The organism is Pseudomonas taetrolens (genome assembly GCF_900475285.1).
GTDB lineage: Bacteria > Pseudomonadota > Gammaproteobacteria > Pseudomonadales > Pseudomonadaceae > Aquipseudomonas > Aquipseudomonas taetrolens.
The window spans coordinates 1,242,201-1,262,692 of record NZ_LS483370.1 but is presented as its reverse complement, the minus strand read 5'-3'; the positions used below and the strand labels follow the sequence as shown (position 1 = coordinate 1,262,692).

Annotated in this window: 17 protein-coding genes and 6 tRNA genes; 4 read left to right on the top strand and 19 right to left on the bottom strand. The window is 58.6% G+C overall.

Annotated elements, in window-relative coordinates:
- Positions 1 to 390: 390 nt before the first annotated feature.
- Positions 391 to 3,636, top strand: coding sequence for a ribonuclease E (gene rne, locus DQN55_RS06090; protein WP_442056968.1), 3,246 nt, complete (start codon positions 391 to 393; stop codon positions 3,634 to 3,636).
- A gap of 78 nt (positions 3,637 to 3,714) precedes the next feature.
- On the opposite strand, the gene murB is transcribed toward rne, so the two are convergent.
- The 7 genes from murB to DQN55_RS06055 all read right to left on the bottom strand — a co-directional run bounded on the left by murB (position 3,715) and on the right by DQN55_RS06055 (position 10,122).
- Positions 3,715 to 4,734 (bottom strand): UDP-N-acetylmuramate dehydrogenase, encoded by a 1,020-nt coding sequence (murB, locus tag DQN55_RS06085; RefSeq protein ID WP_048377829.1) that lies wholly within the window; start codon positions 4,732 to 4,734, stop codon positions 3,715 to 3,717.
- A 58-nt stretch (positions 4,735 to 4,792) separates the two neighbouring features.
- Entirely contained in the window at positions 4,793 to 5,557 is a 765-nt protein-coding gene (gene kdsB, locus DQN55_RS06080) for a 3-deoxy-manno-octulosonate cytidylyltransferase (RefSeq protein ID WP_048377830.1), read from the bottom strand.
- The gene (locus DQN55_RS06075) at positions 5,554 to 5,739 is read right to left on the bottom strand and encodes a Trm112 family protein (protein WP_048377831.1); all 186 of its coding nucleotides are present in this window, start codon (positions 5,737 to 5,739) and stop codon (positions 5,554 to 5,556) included. The genes kdsB and DQN55_RS06075 overlap by 4 nt, the downstream gene beginning before the upstream one ends.
- Positions 5,740 to 5,764: 25 nt before the next feature.
- A complete protein-coding gene (lpxK, locus tag DQN55_RS06070) occupies positions 5,765 to 6,775 on the bottom strand; it encodes a tetraacyldisaccharide 4'-kinase (protein WP_048377832.1) in 1,011 nt (336 codons plus the stop codon).
- Complete coding sequence (locus tag DQN55_RS06065; protein WP_048377833.1) at positions 6,775 to 7,203, bottom strand: ExbD/TolR family protein; 429 nt, start codon at positions 7,201 to 7,203, stop codon at positions 6,775 to 6,777. Before DQN55_RS06065 ends, lpxK begins: the two co-directional genes overlap by 1 nt.
- Positions 7,200 to 7,835 (bottom strand): MotA/TolQ/ExbB proton channel family protein, encoded by a 636-nt coding sequence (locus DQN55_RS06060; protein ID WP_048378438.1) that lies wholly within the window; start codon positions 7,833 to 7,835, stop codon positions 7,200 to 7,202. Before DQN55_RS06060 ends, DQN55_RS06065 begins: the two co-directional genes overlap by 4 nt.
- A 70-nt stretch (positions 7,836 to 7,905) precedes the next feature.
- Positions 7,906 to 10,122 (bottom strand): DNA internalization-related competence protein ComEC/Rec2, encoded by a 2,217-nt coding sequence (locus tag DQN55_RS06055; protein WP_074702869.1) that lies wholly within the window; start codon positions 10,120 to 10,122, stop codon positions 7,906 to 7,908.
- A 134-nt stretch (positions 10,123 to 10,256) separates the two neighbouring features.
- Between DQN55_RS06055 and DQN55_RS06050 the strand changes: the two genes are divergently transcribed.
- The gene (locus DQN55_RS06050; protein WP_048377835.1) at positions 10,257 to 10,772 is read left to right on the top strand and encodes a DUF2062 domain-containing protein; all 516 of its coding nucleotides are present in this window, start codon (positions 10,257 to 10,259) and stop codon (positions 10,770 to 10,772) included.
- A 42-nt stretch (positions 10,773 to 10,814) separates the two neighbouring features.
- On the opposite strand, the gene DQN55_RS06045 is transcribed toward DQN55_RS06050, so the two are convergent.
- The 3 genes from DQN55_RS06045 to DQN55_RS06035 all read right to left on the bottom strand — a co-directional run bounded on the left by DQN55_RS06045 (position 10,815) and on the right by DQN55_RS06035 (position 13,291).
- A complete protein-coding gene (locus DQN55_RS06045; protein ID WP_048377836.1) occupies positions 10,815 to 11,594 on the bottom strand; it encodes an ABC transporter permease in 780 nt (259 codons plus the stop codon).
- Complete coding sequence (locus tag DQN55_RS06040; protein WP_048377837.1) at positions 11,591 to 12,523, bottom strand: ABC transporter ATP-binding protein; 933 nt, start codon at positions 12,521 to 12,523, stop codon at positions 11,591 to 11,593. The genes DQN55_RS06045 and DQN55_RS06040 overlap by 4 nt, the downstream gene beginning before the upstream one ends.
- Positions 12,524 to 12,667: 144 nt before the next feature.
- Positions 12,668 to 13,291: a glutathione S-transferase family protein gene (locus DQN55_RS06035; RefSeq protein ID WP_048377838.1), complete on the bottom strand. Its 624-nt coding sequence runs from the start codon at positions 13,289 to 13,291 to the stop codon at positions 12,668 to 12,670.
- Between the two features lie 149 nt (positions 13,292 to 13,440).
- Here DQN55_RS06035 and DQN55_RS06030 point away from each other — a divergent pair, with 149 nt between their 5' ends.
- Together DQN55_RS06030 and DQN55_RS06025 are read left to right on the top strand one after the other, a co-directional pair.
- Positions 13,441 to 15,888: an acyl-CoA dehydrogenase gene (locus DQN55_RS06030; protein WP_048377839.1), complete on the top strand. Its 2,448-nt coding sequence runs from the start codon at positions 13,441 to 13,443 to the stop codon at positions 15,886 to 15,888.
- Positions 15,889 to 15,950: 62 nt separating this feature from the next.
- Positions 15,951 to 16,367: a PA2817 family protein gene (locus DQN55_RS06025; RefSeq protein WP_048377840.1), complete on the top strand. Its 417-nt coding sequence runs from the start codon at positions 15,951 to 15,953 to the stop codon at positions 16,365 to 16,367.
- A 130-nt stretch (positions 16,368 to 16,497) separates the two neighbouring features.
- On the opposite strand, the gene DQN55_RS06020 is transcribed toward DQN55_RS06025, so the two are convergent.
- The 9 genes from DQN55_RS06020 to DQN55_RS05980 form a co-directional block, all read right to left on the bottom strand.
- Positions 16,498 to 17,331 (bottom strand): quaternary amine ABC transporter ATP-binding protein, encoded by an 834-nt coding sequence (locus DQN55_RS06020; RefSeq protein WP_048378439.1) that lies wholly within the window; start codon positions 17,329 to 17,331, stop codon positions 16,498 to 16,500.
- Positions 17,328 to 18,179, bottom strand: a complete 852-nt coding sequence (locus DQN55_RS06015) for an ABC transporter permease (RefSeq protein WP_048377841.1) — start codon at positions 18,177 to 18,179, stop codon at positions 17,328 to 17,330. Before DQN55_RS06015 ends, DQN55_RS06020 begins: the two co-directional genes overlap by 4 nt.
- A 30-nt stretch (positions 18,180 to 18,209) precedes the next feature.
- Positions 18,210 to 19,223 (bottom strand): ABC transporter substrate-binding protein, encoded by a 1,014-nt coding sequence (locus tag DQN55_RS06010; RefSeq protein WP_048377842.1) that lies wholly within the window; start codon positions 19,221 to 19,223, stop codon positions 18,210 to 18,212.
- Between the two features lie 264 nt (positions 19,224 to 19,487).
- Positions 19,488 to 19,563, bottom strand: a tRNA-Gly gene (locus DQN55_RS06005).
- A gap of 5 nt (positions 19,564 to 19,568) precedes the next feature.
- Positions 19,569 to 19,644: transfer RNA gene (locus DQN55_RS06000), tRNA-Glu, on the bottom strand.
- 174 nt (positions 19,645 to 19,818) lie between these two features.
- Positions 19,819 to 19,894: transfer RNA gene (locus DQN55_RS05995), tRNA-Gly, on the bottom strand.
- 5 nt (positions 19,895 to 19,899) lie between these two features.
- Positions 19,900 to 19,975: transfer RNA gene (locus DQN55_RS05990), tRNA-Glu, on the bottom strand.
- Between the two features lie 103 nt (positions 19,976 to 20,078).
- Positions 20,079 to 20,154 (bottom strand) — tRNA-Gly (locus tag DQN55_RS05985).
- Between the two features lie 2 nt (positions 20,155 to 20,156).
- Positions 20,157 to 20,232: transfer RNA gene (locus tag DQN55_RS05980), tRNA-Glu, on the bottom strand.
- Positions 20,233 to 20,492 lie beyond the last annotated feature (260 nt).

The following is a 20,492-nucleotide window of genomic DNA, read 5'->3' as shown; positions in this document are numbered from 1 at the left end:
TGTTTCGGAAACATCGCCTTTATTAGCCATGATGCGTGAACTCCCCTTTTGGAGAACACGGTAAATGCCAACCCGCTGCGGATTCTGCGCGCGGCAGCACCCGAATTATCAGGGATACGTGTAGGGTGGAGATGCACAACCGTTGGACTGTGTAGCAATAGGCTTTATCAAGACGCTTCATCTCGTCCACAGCCACCGGTTGATTCCTCCTCCTGACTGAGTGCTTAAGTCACCACAGCAAGCAGGAAGCGTAAGTCGCGACTTCGCCCCCTTTGGTCGAACTCGCTGGACACTGGAGTGGCCAACTGCTCCTGACGCACCTGACACCGACCGTGAGAAGTCGTGTGTGCCGAACGCCGTTTCCGGTAGCCCGGAAACCGACGGTACAACATGAAAAGAATGCTGATTAACGCAACTCAACCTGAAGAGTTGCGTGTTGCACTGGTAGATGGCCAACGCCTCTACGACCTGGACATCGAGTCGGGTGCGCGCGAGCAGAAGAAAGCCAACATTTATAAAGGCCGTATTACTCGCATCGAACCAAGCCTTGAGGCTGCCTTTGTCGATTTCGGCTCTGAGCGCCACGGCTTCCTGCCCCTGAAGGAAATCTCCCGCGAGTACTTCAAGAAAGCACCTGAAGGTCGCGTAAACATCAAGGACGTCCTGACCGAAGGCCAGGAAGTCATCGTGCAGGTTGAAAAAGAAGAACGTGGCAACAAGGGCGCAGCCCTGACCACCTTCATCAGCCTCGCCGGCCGCTACCTGGTGCTGATGCCCAACAACCCGCGTGCCGGCGGCATCTCCCGCCGTATCGAAGGCGAAGAGCGCAACGAGCTGCGTGAAGCCCTGAACGGCCTGATCGCTCCTGCCGACATGGGCCTGATCGTTCGTACTGCCGGCCTTGGCCGCAGCAGCGAAGAAATGCAGTGGGACCTCGATTACCTGCTGCAGCTGTGGACCGCCATTAAAGAAGCCTCGCTGGATCGCGCCGCGCCATTCCTGATCTATCAGGAAAGCAACGTGATCATTCGCGCCATCCGTGATTACCTGCGCCAGGACATCGGCGAAGTACTGATCGACAGCGTTGAAGCCCAGGACGAAGCCCTGACCTTCATTCGCCAGGTGATGCCGCAGTACGCCAGCAAAATCAAACTCTACGAAGACAGCGTTCCGCTGTTCAATCGTTTCCAGATCGAAAGCCAGATCGAGACCGCCTTCCAGCGCGTCGTTGAACTGCCTTCCGGCGGCTCCATCGTTATCGACCCGACCGAAGCCCTGGTGTCCATCGACATCAACTCGGCCCGCGCCACCAAAGGCAGCGATATCGAAGAAACCGCACTGCAAACCAACCTTGAAGCGGCTGAAGAAATCGCCCGTCAGTTGCGCTTGCGCGACATCGGCGGCCTGATCGTCATCGACTTCATCGACATGACCCCAGCCAAAAACCAGCGCGCCGTGGAAGAGAAAGTCCGCGAATGCCTGGAAGCAGACCGCGCCCGCGTTCAAGTCGGCCGTATCTCGCGCTTCGGCCTGCTGGAAATGTCCCGTCAACGCCTGCGTCCTTCCCTGGGCGAGAGCAGCGGCATCGTGTGCCCGCGCTGCAACGGCACCGGCATCATCCGTGACGTCGAGTCGCTGTCCCTGGCCATTCTGCGCCTGATCGAAGAAGAAGCCCTGAAAGACCGTACTGCCGAAGTACGCGCCCAGGTGCCAATCCCGGTTGCCGCTTTCCTGCTGAACGAAAAACGCAACTCGATCACCAAGATCGAACTGCGCACCCGTGCCCGCATCGTCATTCTGCCGAACGACCATCTCGAAACGCCGCACTTCGAAGTTCAGCGTCTGCGTGATGACAGCCCGGAAGCCCACACCAACCAGTCCAGCTATGAAATTGCTGCGGCTGCCGCTGAAGTGGAAGAAGTGCAACCTGCTGCCGCGACCCGCACCCTGGTTCGCCAGGAAGCTGCAGTCAAGACTGCCCCGGCACGCACCTCGGCACCGGTTCCGACCGAAGCCGCCGCGCCAGCACCTGCAGCAGCGCCAGCACCGACCGTCTCCGAGCCAAGCCTGTTCAAAGGTCTGGTCAAGTCGCTGGTCAGCCTGTTCGCCTCCAAGGAAGAACAGCCGGCGACCCCTGCCGTGGCCGAGAAGCCAGCAGCCACCCCGGAGCGTCCGACCCGCAACGAAGAACGTCGCAATGGTCGCCAGCAGAGCCGCAACCGTAATGGTCGCCGCGACGAAGAGCGCAAGCCGCGTGAAGAACGTGCACCTCGCGAAGAGCGCGCCCCGCGCGAACCCCGTGAAGTACGCGAGCCTCGCGAAGAAACGCCAGCCGTTGCCGTGACGCGCGAAGAGCGGGCTCCACGCCCTCCACGCGAAGAACGTGCTCCTCGCGCGCCTCGTGAAGACCGCAAGCCACGTGGTGAAGGCCGTGAAGAACGCGTACGCGAATTGCGCGAACCTCTGGATGCCGCACCTGCCGTCGCCGTCGCTGCCGCTACCACGACTGCCACAGACGAACGCCCTGCTCGTGCACCGCGCGAAGAACGCCAACCGCGCGCGCCACGTGAAGAACGCGCTCCGCGCGAAGAGCAAGTGATCGCGGCAGTTGAAGACGAAGAAGCCGTATCGACCGCTGAGCAAGCCCAGGACGAGTCGCAGGAGAACGCCGAAGGCGATCGTCCTCGCCGCCGCTCCCGTGGTCAGCGTCGTCGCAGCAACCGTCGTGAACGTCAACGCGATGCCAACGGCAATGTGATTGAAGGCTCGGAAGAGAACAGCGAAGAAGCCAACGCTGAAAACGCGCCAGTAACCACTTCCGAACTGGCCGCCGGCCTTGCTGTTACTGAAGCTGTTGCCAGCTCGGTCATCAGTGCACCTGCTGAAGCCGAGGCCAATCAACAAGCCGAACGTGCCACGCAAGCCACCCGGGAAGCGGTACCCGCCGAGGCCGAAGTTGCTGTCCAGGCACCGAGCGAAGTCACTGCCGTTGAAACCCCGGCAGTCGAAACTGCTCCCGTTGTTGAAACCCCGGCAGCAGAGGCTCCAGTGGTTGAAACATCTGCCACTGAAGTTACCAGGACTCCGGATGTTGAAGTTGCACCGGCACCCCAGGCTCAACCTGAAGCCCAGGTCGTGATAGAACCTGCCCCTGCAATCGAAACGCCAGTAGTCGCTGCCCCGGAGCCTGTGATCGAAGTCGCAACTCCAGCGGTTGAAACCCCGCGCGCAGAAACGCCGGTTACCGAGGCGCCAGTCATCGAAAAGGCCCCTGAACCCGTCAAGGAAGTCCGCGTAGTCCGCGAGCCAATTGCCGAGCCAGCCATCGTTGAGGCCGCACCGGCTCCAGTAGCAGAACCGGTTCTCGCTGAAGTCGCCGCACCTGACGCCGTGGTAGAGACTGTTGTTACCGAACAGCCTGTAGCCACTGAAGTCGTGGCTTCGGAACTGGTAGACGTGGTTGCTCCAGCAGCTGCTCCGGCTGTGAGCACTCTGCCAAGCAATGGTCGTGCACCGAACGACCCGCGCGAAGTACGCCGTCGCAAGCGTGAGGCGGCTGCAGCTGCTGCCGCTCAGGCATCTGCGAACGAAACCGTAGCCCAGGATAAAGAGCCCGAGTCTAAACCCCTCGCCTAAATCCAAAGGCCACTAAAAAGCCCCGCCAGTGTTGAACTGGCGGGGCTTTTTTTATGTCGCTTCCGACACTGTAAAACGTCAGTACACGTTAGGCTCCATCTCCAGCTGCACCCCAAAGCGCTGCTCGATATCAACCTGGATTCGATGTGCCAACGCCAATAGCTGAACGCCGGTAGCCGAACCGTAGTTGACCAGCACCAGCGACTGCAAGCGATGCACGCCCGCATCCGCCTCGCGGAAGCCTTTCCAGCCAGCAGTTTCAATCAACCAGCCCGCTGCCAGCTTCACTTGCCCGTCAGGTTGCGGGTAACCGATCAAACCGGGGTACACCAGCTTCAATTCAGCTGCGAGTAACGCCGGAACCACGGGGTTCTTGAAGAAGCTACCCGCGTTGCCCAGCACGGCCGGATCCGGCAGCTTTTCGCTGCGAATACTGCTGATTGCCCGACTGACATCACTGGCAGTGGGGTGCTCAACGCCTTGCTCGCTCAAGCGCTGTCGCACAGGGCCATATTCCAGGTGCAAGTGCGCGGCACGACTCAGGGCAAATCTCACCCGCAAAATCAACCAGCGCCCGGGATGCTGCTTGAACACGCTATCGCGATAGCCGAAATTGCACTCGGCCAGCTCGAACTCCCGCAACTCGCCGGTGTGCCGATCAAGCGCTGTCAGCCCGGCAAAGACATCTTTGATCTCAACCCCGTAAGCCCCGATATTTTGCATCGGCGCAGCCCCTACCGTGCCGGGGATCAGACTGAGGTTCTCAAGGCCGGACAGTCCTTGCTCCAAAGTCCACAGCACAAAGGCGTGCCACACTTCCCCCGCCTCGGCCTCAACCACCACCCGTTCGCCGTCATCCTCCAGCAAGCGAATGCCGCGACTGGCCATCTGTAAAACCAGCGCCTGGACATCACCGGTCAGCAGCAAGTTGCTGCCTCCACCAATGACCAGCAAAGGCAGTTTTTGCTCAGCCGCATACAACAGCGCCTCATGCACATCGGTATCGCTGCGGGCTTGCGCAAACAGGCTTGCCCGGACATCAACGCCAAAGCTGTTGAAGGGTTTGAGCGAGGCATTGATCTGCAACTGCAAACTCATAAGTGTCCCTTCAGTTCAATCATCAGCACGTCGTCTGCCGGTTTCAGGGTATGACCCATCACCCCTCCAACAAACGCCGAACGCGCTCAAGATCTTCGAGCGTATCAACGCCCGCAGGCGGTGCTTCGAGCACGTCTGCCACGTGTATCCGCACCCCATGCCACAACGCCCGTAATTGTTCGAGACGCTCGGTATTCTCCAGCCAGCAAGGGCCCCAGCCCACAAAATCGTGCAGGAAACCTGCCCGATATGCGTAGATGCCGATATGGCGACGGTATGGCACGCCCGCCGGCAACACGTCAGGCTGCCGGGCGAAGTCATCACGGGCCCACGGCAACGTGGCACGGCTGAATGTCAGGGCCAGCCCATTGATGTCGCTGACCACCTTGACCACATTCGGGTTGAAGAGGGTTTCAACGTCTTCGATCGGCTCTGCCAGGGTCGCCATGCTCGCCTCGCTGTGAGCGGCCAGATTGACCGCTACCTGATCGATCACCTGCGGCGGAATCAGCGGCTCGTCACCCTGGACATTGACCACAATGGCATCGCTGGCCAGGCCCAGTTGCGTCACCACTTCGGCCAAGCGGTCGGTGCCCGACTCGTGATCAGTACGGGTCATTAACACTTCAGCGCCAAACGCCTTGCAGGCTTCGACAATACGCACATCATCCGTGGCAACCACAACCCGTTGCGCGCTGCTTTTACAGGCCTGTTCCCAGACATGCTGAACCATCGGCTTGCCGGCAATCATCAGCAGCGGTTTGCCAGGCAACCGGGTCGAGCCGAAGCGCGACGGAATAACGACTGTAAAAACCGGGATCATTTATCCAGACGCTCATCAGGACTGAGGGTACGGGCTTCGGTTTCGAGCATGACGGGAATGCCGTCACGGATCGGATAGGCCAGGCCTGCGCCTTTGCTGATCAGTTCGGTCTTGTCGGCGCTGAGCTTGAGCGGGCCTTTGCAAACAGGGCAAGCAAGGATATCGAGCAGTTTGGTGTCCATGAGTATTCCCCTGGATAAAGATAAGTTAGGGCAAAAGACGATCAGGTATAAGACGCGCGAGCTGTTGGTCAAACCAAAGGACAAAAGCCTCGGACGGCACCGCATCTACCGCCAGGTACCACCAGTCCGACGACGCGAAGTCACGGCACTTCACCGCATCCTTCTCGGTCATGACCAGGGGTAATGGCGGGGTAAAACTCAAGACCTCGGCGCTGTAGGGCGCATGGTCAGCAAAAGCATGGGCAACAGGCCGCCAGTGTAGCGTTTCAAGGGTGTTGAAGAAACGCTGCGGATTACCGATTCCGGCCACCGCATGCAGCGCTTGTTGCGCCGGGAAAAAGTCCAGCGGCTGGCGTTCACCACTGCGTAGATTGATCAGCGCCGTCGGCTGCAATTGAAAGGCAAAACCACCTTGCGGGTCGCAGGCGGCACCGTTGTAAAGCACGGCATCAACACTCTGCAGACGCTCGGCCGGCTCACGCAGCGGCCCGGCAGGCAGGCAACGGCCATTGCCCAGACCTCTGGCGTTGTCGATCAGCACCAGCTCCAGATCGCGGGCCAAACGGTAGTGCTGCAAGCCGTCATCGGACAGGATCAGGTCCAGCGGTTCGCTGTCCAGCAGGGCCTTGACCGCCCGGCTGCGATCCGGATCGATCATCAGGGGCACACCGCTGCGCTGCACAATCAGCAATGGCTCATCACCCGCCTGTGCGGCACTTTGCCCGGCACTCACCCTCCACGGCAACTGCGGGGGGTTGGCGCCATAGCCCCGGCTCACCACACCGACCTTCAGACCCTTGCGCTGGCAATGGTCGATCAGCCACAGGATCAGAGGCGTCTTGCCGGTGCCCCCGACCGTGATGTTGCCGACGACGACCAGCGGCACCGGTGCCCGATAGATATCACCCTCGCCCGCCACAAAGCGCGCACGCTTGCGTTCGACAACACGGCGATAAAGCGACTCCAGAGGTCGTAACAGCGTGAGCAACGGATGCCCGGCGTACCAGGCGCGCAACAAGCGATCGGACATGGCCATCAGGGAGTCGCCTGCGCCTCGACGGTGGTCATGCGCAAGTGGCTGAAGCCGAGTTTGCCGGCCGCGTCCATTGCCGTGATGACCGCCTGGTGTGGGGTCTTGCCATCAGCCGAGATCGACAGCGCAAGCGTCGTGTCGCCGCCGGACTCTTTCTGCAGCGCCTCGATCAGGCTCGCCAGATCGTTTTTCGGCAATACCTGGTTGTTCACCGAAAAAACGCCGTCTGCACTGATGGCGATATCGACTTGCCTGGCATTTTGATCCTCACTGGGAGAACCGCTGACAGCCTCAGGCAAATCGACCTGCAACTGGGTTTCACGGGTGAAGGTAGTGGTCACGACAAAAAACAACAGCAGGATGAACACCACATCGATCAACGACGCGAGGTTGATATCGACCGTTTCCCGGGGCTTGCGGCGAAACTTCACGCTTTGCTCCCGACCATGTCGACTTCACGGTCGCCCTGCACCACTTCGACCAGCTTGATCGCTTCCTGTTCCATGCCGACCACCAGCTCATCGACACGACGTTGCAGGAAACGATGGAAAAACACCGCCGGAATACCGACCATCAGACCGGCAGCAGTCGTAATCAGCGCCTTGGAGATCCCGCCCGCGAGGACAGCTGCGTTGCTGGTCATGCCCGCACCCATGAACGAGCTAAAGATATCGATCATGCCCAGCACGGTACCGAGCAGGCCCAGCAAAGGCGCCATCGCTGCAATCGTACCCAGTGCATTGAGGTAGCGCTCCAGCTCGTGAATCACACGTGCGGCGGCTTCTTCGATGCACTCTTTCATGATCTCGCGGCCATGCCTGGAATTGGCCAGGCCAGCGGCCAGGATTTCGCCCAGCGGAGAGTCGGCGCGTAACTGCTGGAGCTTGTCCTTGTCCAGTTGTTTGTCCTTGATCCAGACCCAAACCTGACCGAGCAGGTGCGCCGGCGTCACACGACTGGCACGCAGGGTCCACAGACGCTCGACAATAATGCCCAGCGCGGCAACAGAGCTCAGAATGATCGGCAGCATCATCCAGCCGCCGGATTTGACCAGTTCCCACACAGTGACAGTCCCCTCGAAAAAGTGCGCCACTCTACCACAGGATTGACCCTGCCCCAGAAAGCCCGTGCCTTCAGCCCCGCCAGAAACGACGCTGCTCACGCAGCCCGCGGGCACTGTCGAAGGCCCCCAGGCGAAACCACACCGCGCCCTGCTCGGCACTGTCCAGAACCTGCATGCCCAACGCCCGATAGCGCGCCATCACTTGTGGATGCGGGTGTCCAAAGGTATTCCCGTGACCGCGGGAGATCAACACGGTATCGGCAGACAGCGCCTTGAGAAACACCATGGACGAAGATGTACGACTGCCATGGTGCGGTGCTTGCAGCCACTGAGTAGGGACACTCAAAGGGCTTTGCAGCAAGGCCCGCTCGGCCTGCACGTCGATGTCACCGGTCAACAGTAACCGCTCGTCATTGGCTTCAACCTGCAGCACACACGATTTTTGATTGCTGTCCCGGGCCCCGTCCCATTGCCAGAGTGAAAACTTCACACCTTCCCACTCCCAACTTTCGCCGCTGATGCATGGATGTGCCTGCAGGGCGGCAGGCAAGCCAGCGGCGTCACCACTGAGCACTCGCGCCACGCTGAACGCTCGCTGCACGGCCAATGCGCCCCCCGCATGATCCGCGTCGGCATGGCTCAGCAGCATCAGGTCCAGACCTTGAACGCCCAGTGAGCGCAGCACCGGCACCACGACCCGCTCGCCTTGATCAAGGTTTCTGACCTTGGGACCGGCGTCATACAGCAACGTGTGATGCCGGGTGCGCAACACAAACGCCAGACCCTGCCCGACATCCAGCTGCATCACCTCGACCTGACCCAGGGGGACGGACTCACGGGGCATGAACACCGCCAGCAGCACCAGTGGCCAGCCCAAGGGCCGGAGCACGACCCCGGCAGGCAACAACACTATAAGGGCGCCCACCGCACTCAGCGCCCAGACACTGATGGGGACCGAGCCCGGCGACCAGGGCGAAAAATACCCGGCCAATGCCGTGAGGCCGAGTATCAGCCAGTCAAGCAAGCCACCGGACACCCACAACAGGCCATCGCCCAGCCAGGGTACCGGCATCAACACAGCGCCCAGCAGCGCCGCAGGCAATACCAGCAGGCTGATCCAGGGCACGGCGACCAGGTTTGCCAGCGGCCCGCTCAGGCTGATGGGCAAAGCGAGTATCCACAGTACTGGGAATAACCCCACGGAAATCAGAACTTGAGGACGTACCCACGCGGCTTGCCAGTTCCAGGGCCCCAGGCGTGCGCCAAAGGTGAAGATCAATACCGCCACGGCAGTAAACGACAACCAGAAACCCGGCCTCAAACTCGCCAGCGGTTCAATGATCAAGACTGCGTTCAGCGCCAGCAGAAACGGCAACCACAGGCCCAAATGGCGAAATCGCAGGCGCCATATCAGCACCAGCCCAAGCATGACGCACGCCCGCTGAACCGGCACCTCGAACCCTGCAAGCACCCCATACCCCAAGGCACCCGCAAACGCCAGGCCACAGGCCCACGGCAGCCAGGGCAATGCACGCGGCCATGCGCCGTACCGCGCCAGCAAAGCGATCAGCCCGTAGATCAACCCGGCAAACAGCCCGATGTGCTGCCCCGAAATCACTAGCAAATGCACGGTCCCGGTCGCTTGCAGGACTTTCCAGTCCTCAGGACTCAGGCCTGAACCGTCCCCCATGACCAAGGCCGCCAGCCAGGGCGCCCGGCCATTGGCGTCACTGCGTAACAGACGCTGGCGCAAACGATCACGCCAGGCATGACTCGCCGGGGCCAGTAACTGGCCATCCTTAACGGTTCCGGTAGCACCGATGCGCTGTGCCAACAACCAGGCTTCGTAATCGAAACCCTGCGGGTTGAGCAACCCTCTGGGCCGCTTGAGCGTGACTGCCAGCCGCCAGTGCTCGCCAGTGTTGACCCGCGGCCCGCCGTACCAGCTCAGTCGAAGGGTTTTGGGTAATGTTGCGTGGCGCGACCTGGCGCCCTGCAATTCAAAACGCACGACAGCATCAGCGTGCTGTGCCAGCCCGACCACGCGCCCTTCCACCCACAGCGTTCGACCATCCAGCCCCGCGGGCAAGCGGTCATCAATTGCTCGCTGCCCCTGAAAACAGGCCCATGCCAACCCCAGCAGAAAAAAACCGAAGGCAAACCTGCGCCAGAACAACAGGAATAACCCCGCACACAGCATTGGCAGTAACCAACCGACCGGCGGCAATACCGGTAAATAACGCAAGGCAATCATGCCTGACGCCAGCCCCAACATCCCTGTATGCATGCACAGACCCAATAAATCCTTTACCCTCGGATTAGTCCGGATCTCTGGCGTACGCTTAAATAATTGTCACAAAGTCTGAATAGGCAATTGGCCGAATTTGGGCATACTCCGTTCTTGATTCCAGGGAGAGGCCTATGCCACGGCGTTTATTCAGACGTTACATGCCAGACCCGGCCAGTATCAGGGAACATAAGTCCTTACGATTTCTCGGCACCCTGCTGCATGATCCCAATCTCTGGCATTTGAATCGTCACTCGGTCGCCCGCGCGATGGCGGTGGGCATTTTTGCGGCTTTTATCCCCATGCCGTTCCAGATGCTGTTGGCCGCATTCCTGGCCATTACCGTGCGCAGCAACATGCCCATCTCGGTCAGCCTGGTGTGGTTGACCAATCCGTTCACCATGCCACCGGTTTTCTATTGCACCTACCAGATGGGCGCGTGGCTGATGAATGTTCCTCCCAGGCATCTCCCCGACGAACTGACCTGGGAGTGGATCAGCAGCCAGCTCTCAACCCTGTGGCAGCCTTTCTTGCTGGGTTCAGTCGTGTGCGGCGTGATCCTGAGTGCGCTGGCGTACTGCCTGACCATGCTTTACTGGCGCTGGTGGGTCAGCCGCCAATGGAAGCGCCGACAAAAAAGACGCCCATAAAAAACGGCCCCAACAGGGCCGTTTTTTATCACCGAGAGTCGGCTACTGGCGCATGCCTAGCCCGCTGACCAGCAAGCGTGCGCAGGCGAAATACAGCACCAGGGTCGCGACGACCATGAAGGTCAGCGCCACACTGATCTTGATGTCCGAGACCCCCAGAATCCCGTAGCGGAAAGCGTTAACCATGTGCAACACCGGGTTCGCCAGCGACACGCTCTGCCAAAAAGGCGGCAACAGGGTAATGGAATAGAACACCCCGCCCAGGTAAGTCAGCGGCGTCAGGACGAATGTCGGAATAATCGAAATGTCGTCGAAGTTGCGCGCAAAAACAGCGTTGATGAAACCGAGCAGCGAGAAAATCGTTGCGGTCAGAACCACCACCACGATGGTCAAGCCCAGGTGATGCACTTGCAAATGGGTAAAGAACAGCGACAACAGGGTCACGATTGCACCCACCATCAGGCCGCGCAAAATACCGCCCACGGTGAAACCGATCAGGATCGTGTGGGGCGAAACCGGCGAAACCATCAGCTCTTCAATCGAGCGCTGGAATTTGCTGCCGAAGAAACTCGACACCACGTTGCCGTAGGAGTTGGTGATCACCGACATCATGATCAGGCCCGGCACGATGTACTCCATATAGGTGAAACCACCCATATCACCGATTTGCCGACCGATCAGGTTGCCGAAGATGACGAAGTACAACACCATGGTGATCGCCGGCGGCAGCAGGGTTTGTGGCCAGATACGCATGAAGCGGCGGAATTCGCGATAAACAATGGTGTTCAGGGCGACCAGGTTAGGGCGTAGCTCCGAGCTCATACCGCCACCTTTGCCAGATTTTTTTCGACCAGCGACACGAACAACTCCTCAAGACGATTGGTTTTGTTACGCAGGCTCACCACTTCAATGTTTTGCGTGGCCAGTTGAGTGAACAAACCGGTAATACCTACGGCCTTGTCCACTTGCACTTCCAGTGTGTGATTGTCGAGCAACTGACTCGGGTAGCCAACCAGGTGTACCGGAGCACTCCGGGTGTTTTTCAGATCGAGCAAAAAAGTCTCGACGTGCAGCTGGCCAAGCAGTTGACGCATGCTGGTGTTTTCAACAATGGTGCCGTGATCGATGATCCCGATATTGCGGCACAGCTGTTCGGCCTCTTCCAGGTAATGCGTCGTAAGGATGATGGTCGTGCCTTGCTCATTGAGCTCGGTGAGAAACGACCACATCGAACGACGCAATTCAATGTCCACGCCGGCAGTCGGCTCATCGAGGATCAGCAGACGCGGCTCGTGTACAAGCGCCCGGGCAATCATCAGGCGGCGCTTCATGCCCCCGGACAGTGAACGCGATGGCGTATCGCGTTTGTCCCAAAGCCCCAACTGCGTCAGGTATTTTTCAGCGCGTTCCTTGGCGATTTTCGCCGGAATACCGTAGTAACCCGCCTGGGTCACAACAATATCGAAGGTCTTTTCAAACTGGTTGAAGTTGAACTCCTGCGGCACAACGCCGATGCAGCGCTTCAGTGCAGCGGGTTCACGGTCCAGGTCATGGCCAAAGACATTCACTGTGCCGCCGGTTTTATTGACCAGGGTCGAGAGAATACCGATGGTGGTGGATTTGCCGGCGCCGTTGGGGCCCAGCAGGGCGAAAAAGTCACCTTCAGCAACATCCAGATCGATACCACTCAGGGCCTGGAAACCGTTGCCGTAGGTTTTGGTTAGCTGCCGTATGGACAGAGCGGAACTCATATCTGATTACGCACCAAGATGGAGGAATGGGAGTTGTAGATGTGGGCGAGCCGTCCGTCATACAAGTCCAACGCGGCCTTTTCACACACCGCATGGTGCTTGGCCCCGTCGGACAAGTACAGTCACCCGTATTAATAGTGGGTATTAAGTCAACGCGGTCATGACGCCGTTACGGTAGGCCGGACGCAATTTCAGGCGCTCGTACCAGGCGCTGAGGTGCGGTGCGGGCGGGCGCTCGATGGGCATTTCAAACCAGGCATAAATGAACGATCCAAGCGGGATGTCGCCCATACCGATTTCATCACCTGACAGATAAGGCTTTTCAGACAAGGCCTGATCCACGAGGACGAGCAACTCGGCACACGCTTTGATGCCGGCATTGATCTTGCCCCAGTCCTGCTCCGCTACAGGCGTGCGCAAAACACCCCAGAACACATCCCTGAAGGGACCTGCGAAAGAAGCCGTGGTCCAGTCCATCCATTTGTCCGCCTGGGCACGCACCTTGGCATCGGCTGGATACAAGGAGGTATCTGAGCCGTATTGGGCCGCGAGATAACGCACGATGGCATTCGACTCCCAGAGCACGAAGCCATCATCTTCGATCATCGGCACCCGGCCATTGGGGTTCAACGCCCGGTATTCAGGGCTATCGACCACACCAAAAGCGCCGCCTGCTTCGATGCGGCTGTATGGCACCGCCAGTTCTTCGACACACCACAAGACCTTTCTTACATTCGACGAATTATTGCGACCCCACACTTTCAGCATGATCTGGCTCCTGATTGATAAACGCCGATGCAGTCTACGCCGTGAATCCGAACTCCGCCTCCGGCGCGGGGTCACTATCCTTACCCCTTGATCGATAGTTGCGACTAAGCTCACACAGGGCCTGCCCTTGGGTTCATGGAGGATTGAATATGCTGTTGTTGTGGATACTGGTTCTGATTATTGGCATCGCCTGGATGGCCCATCGGCGCATCGCGCCCCTGCCGGCCATTGCAGGGGTAGCCGTTTATCTCCTGGCCATGGGGTTGTTCAGTCATGCATCTGGCTGGTTACTGGCCATTTTCTGGATAGTGCTGGCGGCCCCGACCGTCCTGCTGCTGTTGCCTGACCTACGGCGCAAAGTCTTCACCATTCCGCTCTTCAGTTGGTTTCAAAAAACCCTGCCTCCCATGTCGCAAACAGAACGCGATGCCATCGATGCCGGTACCGTATGGTGGGACGGCGAGCTGTTCAGCGGCCGCCCCGACTGGAACCAGCTTCTGGCCTATCCCAAGGCACAGTTGACGGAAGAGGAGCAGGCGTTCCTCGATGGACCTGCCGAAGAATTGTGCGCGATGGTCAGCGACTGGGAAATCGGCCAGGCGATGGATTTGCCGCCGCAGGCCTGGGCGCACATCAAGGAGCATGGTTTCTTCGCCCTGATCATTCCCAAGGAATTTGGCGGCAAAGGATTCTCGGCCTATGCCCATTCACAGGTGGCAATGAAGCTGGCGACCCGCAGTGGCGACCTGGCATCCACGGTAATGGTGCCCAATTCTCTGGGCCCGGCAGAGTTGCTGCTGCATTACGGCACAGAAGCCCAACGCAACCATTACCTGCCACGCCTGGCCAGGGGTGATGACATCCCCTGCTTCGCCCTGACCGGCCCGCTGGCGGGTTCCGATGCCGGCGCCATGCCCGACACCGGAATCATCTGCAAGGGCCAATGGCAAGGCGAAGAAGTACTGGGCCTGCGACTGAACTGGGAAAAACGCTATATCACTCTAGGCCCGGTGGCGACCCTCCTTGGTTTGGCGTTCAAGGCACACGACCCCGACCACTTGCTGGGCGATAAAGAAGACCTGGGCATCAGCCTCGCCCTGATCCCAACTGAGACACCTGGCGTTGAAATCGGCCGTCGCCATCTGCCTCTGGGGGCGGCGTTCATGAATGGTCCGAACTCGGGTAAAGACGTATTCATCCCGCTGGATTACCTGATCGGCGGCCAGGAGATGCTGGGCAAGGGCTGGATGATGCTGATGAATTGCCTGTCTGTAGGGCGCTCCATTTCCCTTCCAGCTGTAGGCACCGGCGCCGCCAAGTTCACCAGCCTGGTGACCGGACAGTACGCACAGGTGCGCGAGCAGTTCAATGTGCCACTGGCCGCCTTCGAGGGCATTCAGGAGGCCCTGGCGCGCATTGGCGGCAATGCCTGGCTGATGGACAGCGCACGCATCCTGACCGCCAACGCGGTGGATCTGGGAGAGAAACCTTCGGTGCTGTCGGCGATTCTCAAGTACCACCTCACCGAACGGGGGCGCGAGTGCATCAGCCACGCCATGGACGTTCACGGCGGCAAAGGCATCATCATGGGGCCCAATAACTACCTGGGCCGTAATTGGCAAGGGGCACCGATTTTCATCACCGTGGAAGGGGCAAATATTCTCTCGCGCAATCTGATGATCTTTGGTCAGGGTGCCATTCGCTGCCACCCCTTTGTCCTCAAGGAAATGGCCCTGGCAGGACGCGAAGACCGCGATCAGGCCCTGCTGGAGTTTGACGACCTGCTGCTCAGGCATATCGGGTTCGCCGTCAGCAATGCTGCTAGCACGCTGGTATTGAACCTGGGCTTTGGCCGTCTTGAGAAATCCCCCGGCAATGCCTTGAGCCAAGGCTATTTCCGCGCACTGAACCGCCAGGCCGCAGCCTTTGCGATGCTGGCAGACCTGAGCATGATGCTTCTGGGGGGCACTCTTAAACGCCGCGAACGCTTGTCCGCCCGCCTGGGAGATGTACTGAGTCACATGTATCTGGCCTCGGCAGCGCTCAAGCGTTATCACGACCTCGACTCCCCCGAGCACCTCAACCCGTTGTTCAAATGGGCGATGGAGGAAAGTCTCGGTCATGCCGAGCGTGCGCTGGATGAACTGCTGAAGAACTTCCCGAACCGCCTGCTGGGCATTTTGCTGCGGGGCGTGGTGTTTCCGTTTGGCCGCCGCCACACCGGCCCATCGGACGCACTCGACGCTGAAGTAGCAGCGGTATTGGGCCGCGCCAAGGGGGATCCAGCGCTGGAGGCCATCCTTGCCGGTTGCTACCGCCCGCAATCAGAGGAGGACGCGGTGGGAGCCCTGCAACATGCCTGCGACCTGCTGGATGCAGCACAACCCGCCTACAAAAAACTCCATGAAGCCCTGAAAAGCGGTCAGGTAAAACCGGCTGCTGGTGAGCCGTCCATCGATTCAGCCCTGCAAGCAGGTGTGCTGCAACCTGCCGAGGCCGAGACACTACGGACCGCCGAAGCCGCGCGGCGCAAGGTGATCGACGTGGACGATTTCTCCAAGGAGGAACTCAGCCATAGCGAAGGCAAGATTCGCTAGCAGGACAGCGGGCGCTGAGAGCTTTATACTCTCGCGCCCGTTTTGCTCTAGAGGACACCCTGATGGCCACCAATGATCTCAACCATAATCTCGCCCTGCTCGATCTGCTGCGCAGCATCCTGGTTGCTGTCGGTGACGCCGAACAGATCCCCGAGGAAAGCCACGCCCTGTTTATTGAGCGCTTCGATGAAATGAAGAGCGCCCTGCCTGTCGATCCGATTGATAGCCAATACCTGGGTCAGGACATCATGTGCCAGGTCATCGAACGCTACCCGCAAATTGCCCATCTGGTTCCCCGTGACCTGCTGTGGTTCTTCGGCGGTGCGTGCTTTAACTTCCTGTCCGATGAAGAACTGGACATGTATGAAGCGCTGGAAGAGCGTCGCTACGAAGCTGAACAAAACGACGAACCGTTCGACTGGAACCAGGAAAAACAGCTGATCGCGCTGCCGACCACACAGGACAGCACACAGCACTGATTGCTCGCTGATTCTCAAGGCCCGCCCGGTTTAGCCCGGCGGGCCTTTTTTTGTTTTGAACACCGGTTGCTTTAAAGCAGTTCGGCCTATGCGCACCCAATAGCAACATGAGCTTCAATCCTGTGCCGACTCAATCAACTGGCGTACGGCGGCGCTGCACAAAACGGTCGACATACTCATCGGCCGGCGACAGCAGAATCTCTTGGGGCGTGCCCACCTGAATCAACTGACCGTCCTTGAGGATGGCAATCCGGTTGCCAATGCGCAGGGCTTCGTCCAGATCATGGGTAATAAAGACGATGGTTTTTTTCAGCGTACGCTGCAGCTCAAGCAACTGGTCCTGCATTTCAGCCCGGATCAAGGGATCAAGCGCGCTGAAGGCTTCATCCATCAGGATGATATCGGTGTCGGTTGCCAAGGCCCGCGCCAGGCCGACACGCTGGCGCATGCCGCCGGACAACTGATGAACAAACGCCTGCTCATAGCCCTGCAGCCCCACAACTGAAATCCAGTGCCGGGCGCGCTCATCGCATTGCGCCTTGCTCTCGCCACGGACTTTAAGACCGTAAGCCACGTTTTCCAGCACGTTCCGATGAGGCAGCAGACCAAAATTCTGGAACACCATACTGATTTTATGCCGGCGAAACTGGCGCAGAGCGCGCATGTCATAGCCAAGAATGTCCTCGCCATCCACCAGAATCTGGCCGCTGGTAGGATCGATCAGACGATTGAGATGACGTACCAGCGTGGACTTTCCAGAGCCGGAAAGGCCCATGATCACAAAAACCTCCCCCGGATTGATTGCCAGGGAAAGGTCGTTGATCCCCACGACACAGCCGGTTTCAGCCAGCACTTGCTCCTTGCTTTTACCCGCCCGGATCAACGCCAGCACGTGTTTTTCATGACGGCCGAACACTTTGAATACGTGACGGACCTCAATCTTGCAGGTTGCCGCATCACTCATGGGACTTCCTTATGCCGGGGCCGGCCATACGCTTGAGTAATACGGTCGATGACAACTGCCAGGATCACGATGGCCAGTCCTGCTTCCAGCCCTTTGCCGACGTTAAGGGTCTGGATGCCCACCAGCACATCCTCGCCCAAGCCCCTGGCGCCGATCATTGAGGCTATGACCACCATCGACAACGCCATCATCGTGGTCTGATTGACTCCCGCCATGATGCTTGGCATCGCCAGCGGCAGTTGCACGCCAAACAACTGCTGCCAAGGGTTGGCACCAAACGCATTGATGGCCTCCATCACTTCACGATCGACCTGACGCAGGCCCAGGTCGGTCAGACGGATCAACGGTGGCACGGCATAAATCACCGTTGCAAAGATCGCGGGCACCTTGCCCAGGCCGAACAGCATCAAGACCGGGATCAGGTACACAAAGCTGGGCAGGGTTTGCATGATGTCCAGCAAGGGCATCAACACCGTGCGCAAGCGATTGCTGCGGGCCGCGAGAATCCCCAGCGGAATCCCCAGCAGGACTGAAATCACCGTCGCCACCATCATCAGCGCGAGGGTTTGCATCAGCTTGTCCCACAAGCCGACGGCGCCGACTAAAAACAACAAGCCCACTATCAACAGCGCGCTGAAGATCCTGCGAGTGGCATGCCAGGCAATTGCCCCCACAATCGCCAGCATCAACCACCATGGTGTCATACGCAGCAGGCCTTCGAGGTGGATGATCACCCATAGCAGCGTGTCGGAAATGTGCCGGAACACATCCCCATAGTTGCTCACCAGCGCATCAACCCCGTCATTGACCCACGCCGCAATTGAAAATGTCAGATTCTCAGGAAACATACCGCGCTCTAGTTCAGTGAGTCAGACGCCTCAAAGCGCCGCCTTGATCTTTTCCGCCGCTTGCGGGGTGACCCAGGCCTGCCAGACCTGCGGCTGCTCCCGCAAAAAAGCTTCTGCGGCCTTGTCGGGTTCGGTGCGTTTTTCACTCATCTGAGCGAGGGTCCGGTTCAACAAGTCGATGGGGAAATCGACCTTTTCAAAGAACTCAACCAACTGAGGGTGCTGCGCCTTGAAAGGTGCCGAAACGCCAATCGCCAGTTTTGCCGGCAGCGATCGGGTGCCTTTTGGGGTTGGGTTCCCGGCGTCAGTCAGCGTTTTCCAGGCTTCAGCATCAAAGGGCGGCTCATCCAGCTTGATCAGTTTGTAACGACCAATCAGCGGGGTCGGCGACCAGTAGTAGAACAACACCGGTTTGCCGCGTTTGATCGAAGAACTGATTTCGGCATCCAGCGCGGCCCCGGAACCTGTGCGGAAGTTTACAAAATCGCTGTCCAGGCCATAGGCCTTGAGCTTTTGACTGTTTACGGTTTCGGACGTCCAGCCGGACGGGCTGTTCAAAAAACGCCCGCGTGTCGGATCTTCCTGATCGCGGAACACCTCTTTGTAACGCGACAGATCCGCCACTGACTTCAAGTCCGGCGCCATCGCCTTGATCCCTTTCTCCGGATCCCCCTTGACCACATATTCAGGCACCCACCAGCCCTCACTGGCATTTTTGACAATATCGCCCAGACCAAACACCTTGCCCTCGGCCTCGGCCTGGTTCCAGACCGGGCTACGCCCAGCCCACTCCTCTGCAATTACCTGGATATCGTTTTTAGCCAGGGCGGCTTCCAGGCTGACGGTACTGCCGGGCAAAGTATCCGTTGCCACGCCATAACCTTTTTCGGTGATAAAACGCAGCACTTCGGTAATCAGACTGCCGCTTTCCCAGGTCAGGTTGCCGAAATACACCGGGGTCGGTGAGTCGTCCGCCCAAGCGGGATGGGACAAAAGTCCGAGTGTCAGCAGCAAGCTGCCGAGCCATTTTTTTAGATGTGTCATGCGGCTCTCATGTCTAGAAGGAGATAGTCGATGCACCCATGTTCCGGGCATGTCAGCAAATGTCACCTGCTAACCAGCCTAGCGCAGACTTGAGGCAACCGCAGAAACGAAAGATTCAACCTTGTTGATACGCGGCACGAACGCCATGGGTTGCAGACGAATGTGTACTTCTGGAAGGGACGAAGACGCAGAAACGCAAAAAGCAGCCCTAAGGCTGCTTTTTGTGTGTTTTTTGAACTGTGCGTAGCTCCAAAAAACAAAATTTGGAGCGGGAAACGAGACTCGAACTCGCGACCCCGACCTTGGCAAGGTCGTGCTCTACCAACTGAGCTATTCCCGCAATAATGGCGTCCCCTAGGGGACTCGAACCCCTGTTACCGCCGTGAAAGGGCGGTGTCCTAGGCCACTAGACGAAGGGGACGTTGCCCGAAACATACACTGCATGTTTCAGTGCCAACTGCGTTAACCGAGGTTATCACGCTGGCTTTCACCCAACCCTGCCCTGAGGCAAAGTTGCTTGTGACACAAAAAAAATCAGCCATCGGCTGATCTTTTTCTGCTTTCTGGACTCTGCGTAGCTCCAAAAAACAAAATTTGGAGCGGGAAACGAGACTCGAACTCGCGACCCCGACCTTGGCAAGGTCGTGCTCTACCAACTGAGCTATTCCCGCAATAATGGCGTCCCCTAGGGGACTCGAACCCCTGTTACCGCCGTGAAAGGGCGGTGTCCTAGGCCACTAGACGAAGGGGACGTTGCCCGAAACATACGCTGTATGTTCCAGTGCCAATCGCATTGACCGAAGTCAGCGCCTTGGCTTTCACTCAGTCACGCCCGAAAGCGAAACTGCTTAAAAATGGAGCGGGAAACGAGACTCGAACTCGCGACCCCGACCTTGGCAAGGTCGTGCTCTACCAACTGAGCTATTCCCGCAATGGCGTCCCCTAGGGGACTCGAACCCCTGTTACCGCCGTGAAAGGGCGGTGTCCTAGGCCACTAGACGAAGGGGACACGCTACAACTTCACTGGTTACTGCGTTTCGCTGTGTGCTTTACGCTGCAATTGGCGCGCATTCTAGGGATGGATTTGGAAGTCGTCAACCCCAATATGAAAATATATTGAAATCAATGACTTCCCTCCTCTTACAGCACTTTCATAGGCGGTATGAAGTCTAAACCGCTGCGTATGTACTCCAGCATCCTACAAGACGTTATGATTGACGCGCTTCAGTGATGGCAATTTGCACCCCGCTGTATTCCAGTCTCTTTTAT